We start from the raw sequence: 12,811 nt of genomic DNA on the forward strand, positions 1-12,811 counted from the left end.
TGTGCTGTTGCAGCATTGGTGGCGGCTTGCAGTGCTGCTTGGAGTGTCGTGACAACATCTTCAGCGACAACCGCATCCGTCATACTTGTATCAACAAATATTTTACTTTGCCCAGCCTGCGTAAATGTCTCAGTCTCAAATTCAGCTTTAGCCAGTGTTTCATCACCAGTACGTTCTACAGAGACTGCAGACGAACGGCCACCATCACTTGCACTACCGGCAGCAGTACTTACAGGATCGATAAACTCTTCATCAGAAAGGATTAATTCTTGAATGGCACGAATGTCAGCTAAAACATCATCACCAACTTGCGGTTGGCCTGGTGTTGGTTGATCACTCGCTTCAGTAATTTCATCTAACACATCCATCGCTATATCAGGTGTGTCAGCATTATCAGTTGCTTTAAAATGCTCATCGATGATCACTTGTGAGCCATCGGCATATTTCAATATAACTTGAGCTCCAGACGTGATCTCAATTTTGCCACCCGCAGCGATTTCATAACCACTTTCCAAGGATTGACTATCCTGCTCAAGTATATGCTCCGCTTTACCGTTAACAGATATAACTTGGGCTTGTTGGGGGATGACAAATGTGATCATGGGTAAGTCCTTTTGACTATCTTATTCCAAGGAGCAGGTAAAGCCTGCATAATTATCGGTTTACCGACATTTTAATCATTTAATAATAGTAATTAAACATCTAATTAACACATACTACTAACATCTAAGCACATCGCCAATCACAACTTAACAGAGTCACTACAAGGCATTGGTTTTAATAGCACTTCTATTATACATGTTTAACAAAACATAAACCATTGTATGAAATGTAATTTTATATACAAAACTTGCCTAATTTATTATTTATGACTTACCCTTTTAAAAGAACTCGTTATCATTTCAGTAAGCTATTGTAATTAATAATCATTTACAAAAACGACTTTAGTACTAAGTTAGTATGACTATATATTTTTTTAATTTAAAACAAAAAAAGCCCATCGTTATTGCTAACGATGGGCTTAAAAACCATTAAATTTAATACATTGTCGGTTAGATCACTTATTTAAATAAGTTATTTCCACCACAACGCGAGCTCAGGGAAGATGATAAGTAACGCCAGTGCGACTACTTGCAAGCAGATAAACGGTACTAACGCACTGAATATTTCACCTAAACTGATGTCTTTTGGTGCGACTGATTTAAGATAGAAAGCAGCCGGACCAAAGGGTGGTGATAAGAAGGAAACCTGCATATTCATACAGAACACCACACCAAACCAAATAGGATCAAAACCAAGACCAACAACAATCGGCACAAAGATAGGCATAGTAAGTAGTGCAACACCTACCCAATCCAGGAACATACCCAATACAAACAGCACTGCCATCATGATTAAGATAGTCCCCATTGGGCTACCACCACTCATCGCGAGAATACCTTCACTGACGAAATCAATGCCGCCCATCAAGTTGTAAACACCAACCAATGCGCTCGCACCAATACCAATCCAGATGATCATGCCACAAGTACGCAAGGTCGCAATCGAACTTTCTTTTAACATGTTCCAGTTAAGTTCACCACGAATCGCCGCACTAATGGCAATACCAACAACACCCAATGCCGATGCTTCAGTAATTGACGCAATACCGCTGTAGATACTACCCAGTACCACTGCAACAGATAACATCGGGAATAATAATGCTTTCTTAAAGTTAATATTTTTTGCTTCGTCTTCCGCTAATTCTTCCGCGCTAGGCAAGGGTGCTAATGACGGGTTTAAATAACAACGAACCAATACATACACAATATACAATAACGCTAATATCGCAGCTGGTAAGAACGACGCTTTAAACAGATCGCCAATGGATACACTTGCCGTGAGACCATAAATAATCAACACGATACTTGGCGGTAACATAGTCCCTAACGCGCCACCAGCACAAGTCGTACCAATCGCCAGTTTACGGTCGTAACCCAAGCGCAGCATTTGTGGTAATGCCAGAATACCAAGCAGTACCGTTTCACCACCAATCACACCTGACATAGATGCCAGTAATACCGCGACTAATAACGTTTGAACGGCAACGCCACCACGGACGTTACGCGCGACCTTTTTCATTGCATCGAATAAGTCACGCGCAATACCTGAACGGTCAAGCAAGGCGGCCATCAATACAAACATAGGCACGGCTAAGAATACGTAGCCACTAACAAAACTATAAATCCGGCTGGTGATCAGGGGTAACACCTCTGGACCAAACCAACCAAATGTGAAAATAACAGCAACTAAGCCCGTTACAAATGCCAACTGCATACCTGTTAATAACAGGCCAATCATAAGCACCAGCATTAACAAACTGCCGTAACCAATACCGATAGATGAAAGATCAAACATATTATTTATTCTTCTTAACTAAGTCGTGGATATCTTGAATGAGGTGCAACACAAATTGCACTGACATTAAGCACAAAGTACCAAAAATTAACGCTTTAAGTAGCGCAGGATATGCAGGATCCCAAGCAGAGCCCGATGTTTCTAAACGCATTTCACCCCAAGGTGCATACCAAGCACCTTCAGTCATTGTCCATGCCGCAATAGAAAGTAAAACAGTGAACAATAACCCCATAATATGATGGAATACATTCAAGTACTGTTTTGTTCGTTCTGATACATGATCATAAATAAGAACAACACGAACGTGTTTGTCTGTCGCTAATCCATAAGCGCCACCAATTACAAATAATGAGCCACCAATAAAGGATGCTGTTTCATGTACCCAAATCGTCGGTGCATTAAATACATAACGCATCAACACTTCATAGAACGATATTAATACCGTAAATAAAAACAGCACACTAATGGCATTACCAGCCCATATAATGCCCGCGTCAAGGCGGTTTCTTGGTTGCAGTTCTTCTGGATTACTCATCGATTTAGTCATCTTATAAGTGGAAAAAAAGGCTGCAGTGCAGCCTTCAGGTATAGCACTTACTTAAATTACAGTAAGTTTTTCGCTTTCAAATGTGCTGTTACAGAATCATATACTTTTTGTGCGTTTGGAGAACGTTTTGCATAAACTTCCCATTGGCTACGCGCAATGATACGGAATTTTTTACGTTCTGCTGCTGGCCAGTCATGTATTGTAATCTTTGGATCTGCCATTGCTTCTGCAACCGCTTCAGCATCTGCTTTCTTTAAGGTATCAACCATAGTGTAAGCAAACGTTTTAACTGAATCTTGCATTATTTTTTGTAAATCAGCTGGTAGTTTGTTCCACGATTTTGCACTGATTGATACTTCAATTGCAGGTAAAGAATGGAAACCAGGATAGACAGGATGCGGTGCGATGTCATTTAGACCGGCTTTATGGTTCGTTGAAAATACCGTGTAATCGGCAGCATCAATAACGCCTTTACTTAAACCTGTAAATACTTCTGAACCCGGTAAGTTAACCGGTGAAGCACCTGCCGCAGCAAAGACTTGTTGCACTAGACCTTCTGGTGCACGTAGTTTAAGCCCTTTAAGATCGGCTACGCCATTAAGCGGCACTTTAGAAACAAACGCTTCAAGACCCGTTGCTGATGCACCAATATAGTAGATACCATATGGCTGATAGATTTCACGCATTAGCTCGTTACCGCCGCCGTTATACATGTAATCAAGTAATTGTTCAGGCTCAGACCAAGCACCAACCGTGTTGCCCATCAAACCAAAGGCAGGATCTTTACCAGCAAAGAAACCCGTTGCCGTAATGTGACCTTGTAAAACCCCAAATTTAATCGCATCCAGTGTTTCGGTGTGCTTAATAACAGCACCAACAGGCAACATAGTGACATCGATACGACCGTCAGAATCTTTTTCTAGTTGGTCAGCCCATGCTTGTTGCACTTGGAAGTTCTTCTCACCTGATGGATCTGAAGATTGGAATTTGAAGTTAAACTCAGCAGCGAATGCAGATGCACTCATTAACGCGGCAACAGACGCTGCAAGTATTGTTTTAGAAATCGTTTTCATTAGTAGCGGTATCCTTGTTTCTGGTAAACCCGATAATGATGTTATGTTAACTTTTATGTTAATCGTTATGTTACCGGTAACTATTAAGGCAATCTTACTCTCACAAACAGTTAAACTCTAGGGCTAACATCACATTTTTACATAAAATCATCGGATAATTTCAACTTTCAAGTCACTATTGTTACATATGCACAACTTTATTGTTTCATTTGAAAGTATAATTTCGGGATAAAAAAAACGGCCATATTTTGATTAAAATATGACCATTATTATATTTTATGAATGCACTGATATTTTATAAGATCAGTCGTAATCAAGACAATATCGCAATACTATTCGCTCGATAAAGCAGCGACACTGAGCATTACAATGTCATCAATTGTACCATCAATAGGCACAGAGAGTACGTCGCTTTCATCTGCCAAAGGTAGCTCTAAAGTACTGAACTGACTTTTTAACATCTCTCCACCACTAAAGAAGTGGCCTGCTCGTGCTTTCATACGCGTTAAAATTAAATCAAAGCTGCCATCTAAGTAGATAAATGTCACGGCTTTATTACCGTCACGAATTTGATCACGGTAATCTTTGCGTAATGCAGAACAAACGATAACGCCTGTTTCGTTCTTCTGCTCAATACTAAAACACGCATCACGGATACGTTCTAACCAAGGTTGACGGTCTGCATCATTTAATGGCTGGCTCGCGGCCATTTTTAAAATATTCGCTTTCGGATGCAGGTCATCGCCATCAATAAACTTAACGCCAAGTTGCTGTGAAATTTTTAATCCTATCGTGGACTTTCCGCTGCCAGAAACGCCCATGACAATAATGCTTCTACCTATCATATTATTTACTTCTTAACATTACTCGAAATCAACACGGCAATGTTACCGATAACACAATAAAACACAAGTTTTATTAGTACATATTAGGTAGAAGCACGCTCTGAAATAATAAAACCGAGATCCAGATGCTTATTTTCGATCGGTTCATCGTTGATTCTTTTAAGTAACATTGTTGCCGCTTGCTCACCAATATCAAAGCGAGGAATAGACACAGACGTTAATTTAGGGTTTGTTGCTGAGCAAATTTCAAGGTCGTTAAAGCCAACTAAGGCGATATCTTTTGGTACTTTCAAATTACGACGTTGGCACTCAAACAGGGCACCAGCCGCTAAATCATCATTACAAAAGAAGATACAATCCGTTTCAGGCCATTCACCCAATATCTCCGTCAGCATATCTGCGCCCATCTGGTAAGTAGACGCATAGTTACTGGTGACAACACGATCATCGCTCAAATCGGTTTCCCAAATCGCTTTACGCCAACCATCCAAACGCATCTGTGCACGTAAATCCATACGCGCGCCGGCAAAGCCAATATTTTTATAGCCTTTACCAATTAAATGCTCTGTCATCTTATAGCCAGCTTCTTCATGATCTAAGCCAACCGACATATCAATGGCGTTACCATTACATTCCATGATCTCGACAACAGGTAAGTTTGATTTACGTAACAGGCGATTACTGCGTTCGGTATGATGGGTTCCCGAAATGATGATACCGTCGATACCAAACTGTAAATAGGTTTCAATCAAACGTTCTTCTTCTAACAATGAATAACCCGAGTGACCTAATAAGATCTGAAAGCCTTGCCCTAACATCACATCATTAATACCGCGTACAACGTCAGCAAATACGCCGTTAGATAATGAAGGCACAATTAATACCACCGTTTTACTTTGCTTGGCACTTAACATGCTAGCGGCACGGTTAGGTATATAGCCCATTTGATCTATGGCTTTATGGATAGTTAAGCGTAATGATTCCGATACTTTCTCAGGTGTGCGGATCGCCCTAGAGACGGTAATTTTAGTCACGCCTACTTTATTTGCAACATCTTGTAAGGTCACTCGACCGGACTTGCGACTGTTGGAACTCATACGCCTAATATCCTTAGTTATAAAATACTTACCTCATTATACCTATCTTCAATTAGGGGTAAATAAACTTTTCAATTAACTTTAAATTAGCAAATTCGTATAGTTTTCAACATATTTGTTAATTTATTTAGCCGTTAATGCTACTGATATGTTTAAAAAATATTCACGAGACTGTTATATAAACATATTAGTAATTTTAGCTATATTTATATAATTGGGCAGGAAAGAACCAATCTTAAATTTATACAAACTATGATAGTGTGAGGTAGATCTCATAAGACAATACGGATTAACCATATCAATTTTAATGATTTAAAATTAGTTTATCCAAAAAGTGTGATTTAGATGAAAAAGACAAATAACGATAGCGTTAACATTGTATCTTTTGCTACTTTCTATATCATGCCTTAAACAATCAGGCATTAGCCAATTCTCACCTTCATGACTTGCCAAGGCACAGAGGAACAGATGAACAATAATATTGATATTGCAGTAATAGGTTTAGGCGTAATGGGTGCCAACATGGCATTAAACTTAGCAGAACGTGGTTTCTCAGTTGCCGCTTTTGATATTAACGAAGCCCGTCGTACTGACATCGTTAAGCGTCATCAACCTCTCACAGCAGCAAAATTAATCGCTGTTGCCGATCTTGCAGAACTAATTAACCAACTAGATACGCCACGTCGTATCGTGCTTTCTGTACCAGCAGGTCCGGTTGTTGATATCATTTGTAATGACTTAATTGCAGCTGGCTTAGAAGCAAGCGACATTGTGGTTGATACAGGTAATAGCCAATGGCGAGATTCAATTACCCGTGCAGATTCTTATGCCGGCAAGTTTAACTTCTTCACTTGTGCTATTTCAGGTGGTGAAGTGGGCGCTCGTTTTGGTCCTTCACTTATGCCAAGTGGCGACAAAGCAGCATGGGAATTGTTAAAACCGATGTGGCAAGCAATGTCAGCGAAAGTAGATCCTGTAACAGGTGTTGAAATTGCACGTACACAAGTCGAGCAGCCGTTACCTGAAGGTGAACCTTGTGCTGAATATATCGGTCCAATCGGTTCTGGTCATTTTGTTAAAATGGTACATAACGGTATCGAATACGCTGATATGCAAATGATTGCCGAAGTTGTGCAGTTCATGCGTCAAATCTTGGGTATGTCTGCTGTTGAAGTTGGCGAAGTATTCAGTGAATGGAATAAAGGCAAGCTACAAAGCTACCTCATCGAAATCACCGGTAACATCCTGCAAGTTGTTGACCAAGCAACAGGCAAACCTATGGTTGACGTGATCATGGATCAAGCTGGCCAAAAAGGTACGGGTAACTGGACTGCACGTGAAGCTTTAGAGCTTGGCGTACCAGCAAACGCAATTGCAGAATCTGTATTTGCACGTTGCCTAAGCACACAAAAATCTATCCGTCAGGTTGGCGCGATGAAACTTGCAGGTCCTGCAGTGACTATCGAAGACCGTAACGTATGGTTAGAAAAACTGGCTGACGCTCTGTATTGTTCAAAAATCTGTAGCTACGCGCAAGGTTTTGAATTAATGAGTGCAGCTGAAAAAGAACATAACTGGACGCTTGATTACGTTGCTATTGCAAAAATCTGGCGTGCTGGTTGCGTGATCCGCGCTCACTTCTTAGATGATATTTCAAAAGCTTACCAGGCTGAGCCTGAGTTATTAAACCTAATGTTAGCTGAACGTTTCACTAATACCCTTGCAGAAAGCCAAATGGCATGGCGCGAAGTATTAGCGAAAGCAATCATGCAAGGTATGCCAATGCCTTCAATTAGCGCAGCAATGAGCTACTACGATTGTTACCGTGAAGCAGATTCTTCAGCAAGCTTAATTCAAGCAATGCGTGATTACTTTGGTGGCCATACTTACCGTCGTAAAGATCAAGATGCAAGCCAAAGCTTCCATTACGATTGGCACTTTGGTACTGGCGAGCACAAAGCCCAGCACTAATTACTTGATGAATTATATATAATTGATATGCCGTCATCGGTATAACGGTTCAAAAACCCAGTGCGCTGGGTTTTTTATTACCTGCGGTTTATGCTGTCTGTTGTTATTCTCGTCACGACGACCAGCTTACCAGTACAACCAACACCAACAATAACTTCAACGACCACCTCAACGACCCCGTACGCGAATCATCTACCCCTACTTCACCGCTAAGTGTTATCAACTAAAATTAAGCCTTATGCATAAAATATGACATATATCTTTATCATTGTTCGCTATTGTATTCTGAAGTATTACAATGCGTAACAAATAGACCCATTAGTCATTAGGCAAGATGATATATTACTTATATCAGCCTATTTTACTCGTCATCACAAGGACAATGCGATGCAGGATCAACAAGCCGACCCAGAACAAGTACCACAATCAAAACTAAAGTCAGCATTAAAAGGCGCTGCAGCGGCAATGCCACTCAGTATTGCGGTGATCCCTTGGGGTATCTTGGCAGGCTCTTATGCCATTGAAGCGGGGTTAGATATGCTCCAAAGCCAAGCAATGTCGGCGATTGTGTTTGCCGGTGCGGCGCAATTAGTGGCAGTGGGTATGATCAAATCAGGGGTTGGGTTAACCAGTATTTTATTAACGACGCTGCTCATTACTTCACGCCATTTCTTATACGGCATGGCCATGCGTCAGCAAATGAGCCCCCTGCCCTTACGCTGGCGACTGACATTAGGTTTTTTACTCACCGATGAGTTATTTGCCGTATGCAGCGAAACCAAACAGCACAAGTTTGACCGCTGGTTTGCTTTTGGCGGTGGCTTTAGTTTCTATCTCATTTGGAACATTGCCTCTGCGGTCGGCATTGTCGCGGGTCAACAGATCCCCAATTTAGATGAGCTCGGTTTAGACTTTGCCATTGCAGCAACCTTTATTGCGTTAGTCGTGCCAGCGATTAAAACCCCCTCCATTCTCGTTAGCGTGTTGGTGTCGTTAGTCATGGCGGTTGTCTGTGAACTATTCCATATACCGGGCGGATTACTTATCGCGGCATTATCAGGGATGACGGCAGGTATGCTTACGGCTAAGTTCACCAATGAAGCACACCCCAATAAAACCCTATTAACAAGACCGGGAGACGACCTATGATCTGGCTAACGATAATATTAATGACAGTCATCATCTTTTTCAGTCGCTACATCTTTATCGAACCTAAACTGCCCCTACGTTTAAGTGCTGGCATGGTGAAGTTTTTAAGCTACTCAGCCCCTGCCGTGCTTACCGCTATTTTAGCGCCTATTGTCTTTTTACAAGACAATACGTTGCACCTAAACCTGGATAACAGTTATTTAATCGGTGCGGTATTTGCGGTATTGTTGATCTTATTGACCCGCAATACCTTACTCACAGCGGTACTGAGTATGTTGCTGTTTTTCTTGGTTCATTAACACTTTTAATTAGATACGTTGTTTACTAGATAACGTCCAGGGTAACCGTTATGCATGATTTTGATATGAACCTGATTAAGCCGTTTATCAAGGTGTATGAGTTTAACTCCTTCACCAAAGCGGCTGAATTTTTAGATGTTTCACAGCCAGCGATTAGCGCCTCAATAAAGCGTTTAGAAGACTACCTAGGTTATCAATTATTCATACGCAGCGGCCGTAATTTAACAACAACAACCAGTGCCCAACAGTTTTACCAACAAGTTGTCAGTGTGATTGACGTCGTCGATAATGCCATCGACACAAAAAAGCAATTTATCGTCACAGCACCAGAGAGTATTCTTTTACAATTAATCGGTCTGCCTAATATCCAGCTCATTGAATCTGGAGATACTGAAGACAAGACATTTAACGACTTGCGTATGCGTACCATTGATTTAGCCATTGATAACATCACTCAAAAAGACAGTAACTTTTGTTTTGAGCTAATCCATACAGAACCCTTAGTGTTGATTTGTTGTCAAAATCATCCAGAAATTCAAGGCCAGGTAAGCTTAGAACAGTATCGACAAGCGGGTCATGTAGTAATGAAGCTATTACGTCATAATATGCATGCGGTAGAGTTTTTTAGTAAGACGACAATACTGCGAGAGCGAGATGTTAAGGTGCAAGTATCTAGCCCAGCAAATTTAATGCTCGCTGTGCAAGGCACTCCTTACATAGCTGCAATGCCAGCAGGGCTTTCGCACATTGCTAAATCTTTAAATTTACAAGTACTACCATTGCCTTTCGCGATCAGTGATATTGAATACCACATGATTTATCACAAGCGCTTCATTAAAGATCCGGTACATAAAAAGCTACGAGAAACATTCAAGGCTAAACTCATTTAGTATAAGCACTGGTTATCATAAGTATATCTCACACCCTATTTTTAATTATACCTAAGTCACTTATAGTTAGCTCATCAAAACGAGGCGATGCATACCGCCTTATCTTATTTTTAATATGAGTGATGACGATATGAAGAAGACAACCTTAGCAACTTTAATTTTTTCAATTTCATTTGGCGCTGTTGCAGCACAACATGATCATGAACATTTTAGTGAGATTGGCAATCAAGGTGGTAAAGCCGCAACCCAAGCAACAATTGACTATAACCAAGATTTCTCTAAAACACTTAACTATAAAGATACCCGCGCTTTTGACAATAATAACCGCGGCTTGATTGCTGCATTTGATCAAAAAACCGGTGATCTTATTCGTAACAGTTTCGACTTTATTGACCCAAGTGCAGCCAATGCCGATAAAGCGCCCGATTCAGTGAATCCATCGCTTTGGCGCCAAGCAGTATTGAACCAAGCTGCAACAGGTCTATATGAAGTCGTGCCAGGTAAAATATATCAAGTGCGTGGTGCTGACCTCGCTTCAATCTCGTTTATCCGCAGTGACAACGGTTGGATCGCATACGACGTATTATTAACAAAAGAGTCAGCGGAGCAATCACTTAAATTCTTCCAAGAAAATGTACCTGAAGCAGGCAACTTACCGATTGTCGCCATGATCTACTCACACTCACATGCCGATCACTTTGGTGGTTCTCGCGCAATTAAAGATGCGTTCCCAAATATAAAAGTATACGGTTCAAAAAACATCACCAAAGAGATTGTTGATGAAAATGTACTTGCAGGTAATGCAATGTCTCGCCGTACGGCATACCAATATGGTGCAACATTAAATCGTGATGAACACGGTATTGTTGATGCAGCACTCGCAAAAGGCCTATCAACAGGCGAAATTACTTATGTGCTACCTGACTATGAACTAAACCAAAAAGATGAATTTGAAACATTAACCATTGATGGTCTAGAAATGATCTTTATGGATGCATCAGGCACAGAAGCATCATCAGAAATGGTCACTTATATTCCAAGTATGAAAACCCTGTGGTCGGCAGAATTAACTTACCAAGGCATGCATAACTTATACACACTACGTGGTGCAAAAGTGCGAGATGGTTTACTTTGGTCTAAAAAAATCAATGAGATGTTACACACATGGGGTAATGAAACTGAAGTATTGTTCTCTGCTCACTCTGCGCCAGTTTGGGGAAATGAAGAGATCTCTGATTTCTTAAAAATGCAACGTGATGCCTATGGATTCACTCACAACCAAACGCTTCGCCTAGCCAACGATGGATATGTAATGCAAGATTTAGGTGACAAGATTTATGATGTAATGCCTCAATCAATTCAAAAGGCATGGTATACCAATGGTTACCACGGTACTTATTCACATAATGCACGCGCCGTTTACAATATGTATCTGGGCTACTTTGATATGGTTCCTGCAAACCTTAACCCGCTACCTGTTGCACCACAAGCAGAGAAGTTCGTTGAATACATGGGCGGCAGTGAAGTGATACTCAAAAAAGCGCAAGCTGACTTTGAAAAAGGTGAATACCGCTTTGTCGCGACAGTATTGAGTAAAGTGGTCAAAACTGAGCCAAGTAATAAAGATGCACGTAAACTATTGGCTGACACTTACGAGCAACTTGGTTATCAATCTGAAGGTGCTGGTTGGAGAAACATTTACCTCACTGGTGCTCAAGAATTACGTATAGGTACTAAACCAGGTGCACCTAAAACAGCATCAGCAGATGTACTTGCTAACATGACGGTTGAAAATTTATTTGATTACATGGCTGTACGTGTTGATTCATTAAAAGCACAAAATACCCCATTCACACTGAATGTTGTATTACCGGATTCAAAAGAAACATTTTTTGTCGAGATGTCTAACGGCAACATGAGTAACATTAAAGTAGATAAAGCACTAGAAGCAGACGCTACTCTTTATGTTAACCGCACCGATGTAACGAAACTGGTATTAAAACAAACAACACTAAAAGCCTTGTTTGAATCAAAAGAAGCCGGACTTAAAGGTGACAAAACAGTATTAAATAAACTGATGGCCTCTTTAGTCGAGTTTGATGAGAAATTCGAAATTGTGCCTCGCCCAGCGAAAGGCCAAGAAGTCGATGCCCAGTTATATGAAAAAACGACAGACCATACAGGTCATAAACATTAACCACGTTTATTAGCGTCACGACTAACACCATGACTAACGTCACTATCCAAGCCAGCTTATGCTGGCTTTTTTAGCAGTTAAATTTGCACCGTATGCAAAACATTAATGCGACGCTAGCATTAAGACCCTATCTCATTATGTTTCGAGACATTATCGACGTTAGTTTCATTAATTATGCTTTAACCACACATAAAGTGTAAGTTTAAATAGACAAACGAAACAAACGAAACTAAAATGCGACAACTTCGAAACTTAAGTTATCGTATTGACAGCATTAAAGCATTAATATAACGAGTGAAAGTAGATAAATTTCAATCACACGCTATATTTATTAAAACGTAACCCC

General features: G+C 40.6%; 11 protein-coding genes. 5 read left to right on the forward strand and 6 right to left on the reverse strand.

What is annotated here, in order from left to right:
* The 6 genes from A923_RS0106270 to A923_RS0106295 form a co-directional block, all read right to left on the reverse strand.
* Window positions 1-602 (reverse strand): hypothetical protein (locus tag A923_RS0106270; RefSeq protein WP_026006098.1); only part of this gene is annotated, 602 nt, incomplete at its 3' end.
* Window positions 603-1,074: 472 nt separating this feature from the next.
* Window positions 1,075-2,397 (reverse strand): TRAP transporter large permease, encoded by a 1,323-nt coding sequence (locus A923_RS0106275; protein WP_017220812.1) that lies wholly within the window; start codon window positions 2,395-2,397, stop codon window positions 1,075-1,077.
* A gap of 1 nt (window position 2,398) precedes the next feature.
* On the reverse strand, window positions 2,399-2,932 hold the full coding sequence (locus A923_RS0106280) for a TRAP transporter small permease subunit (protein ID WP_237716183.1): 534 nt from the start codon (window positions 2,930-2,932) through the stop codon (window positions 2,399-2,401).
* 68 nt (window positions 2,933-3,000) lie between these two features.
* Entirely contained in the window at window positions 3,001-4,017 is a 1,017-nt protein-coding gene (locus A923_RS0106285) for a TRAP transporter substrate-binding protein (RefSeq protein WP_017220814.1), read from the reverse strand.
* A 332-nt stretch (window positions 4,018-4,349) separates the two neighbouring features.
* The gene (locus tag A923_RS0106290; protein ID WP_026006099.1) at window positions 4,350-4,862 is read right to left on the reverse strand and encodes a gluconokinase; all 513 of its coding nucleotides are present in this window, start codon (window positions 4,860-4,862) and stop codon (window positions 4,350-4,352) included.
* An 83-nt stretch (window positions 4,863-4,945) separates the two neighbouring features.
* Window positions 4,946-5,959 carry a LacI family DNA-binding transcriptional regulator gene (locus tag A923_RS0106295; protein WP_017220816.1) on the reverse strand — a complete coding sequence of 338 codons (1,014 nt, stop codon included), beginning with the start codon at window positions 5,957-5,959 and terminating at the stop codon, window positions 4,946-4,948.
* A gap of 468 nt (window positions 5,960-6,427) precedes the next feature.
* On the opposite strand from A923_RS0106295, the gene gndA reads away from it, so the two are divergent.
* The 5 genes from gndA (at window position 6,428) to A923_RS0106320 (ending at window position 12,465) form a co-directional block, all read left to right on the forward strand.
* Complete coding sequence (gndA, locus tag A923_RS0106300) at window positions 6,428-7,930, forward strand: NADP-dependent phosphogluconate dehydrogenase (protein ID WP_017220817.1); 1,503 nt, start codon at window positions 6,428-6,430, stop codon at window positions 7,928-7,930.
* Window positions 7,931-8,317: 387 nt separating this feature from the next.
* Window positions 8,318-9,079 carry an AzlC family ABC transporter permease gene (locus A923_RS0106305; protein ID WP_017220818.1) on the forward strand — a complete coding sequence of 254 codons (762 nt, stop codon included), beginning with the start codon at window positions 8,318-8,320 and terminating at the stop codon, window positions 9,077-9,079.
* On the forward strand, window positions 9,076-9,378 hold the full coding sequence (locus A923_RS0106310) for an AzlD domain-containing protein (protein WP_017220819.1): 303 nt from the start codon (window positions 9,076-9,078) through the stop codon (window positions 9,376-9,378). Before A923_RS0106305 ends, A923_RS0106310 begins: the two co-directional genes overlap by 4 nt.
* Before the next feature lie 50 nt (window positions 9,379-9,428).
* Window positions 9,429-10,268: a LysR family transcriptional regulator gene (locus A923_RS0106315; protein WP_017220820.1), complete on the forward strand. Its 840-nt coding sequence runs from the start codon at window positions 9,429-9,431 to the stop codon at window positions 10,266-10,268.
* 115 nt (window positions 10,269-10,383) lie between these two features.
* Window positions 10,384-12,465, forward strand: coding sequence for an alkyl/aryl-sulfatase (locus tag A923_RS0106320; protein ID WP_017220821.1), 2,082 nt, complete (start codon window positions 10,384-10,386; stop codon window positions 12,463-12,465).
* The last annotated feature ends 346 nt before the right edge of the window (window positions 12,466-12,811 follow it).

Source organism: Moritella dasanensis ArB 0140 (assembly GCF_000276805.1).
Lineage (GTDB): Bacteria > Pseudomonadota > Gammaproteobacteria > Enterobacterales > Moritellaceae > Moritella > Moritella dasanensis.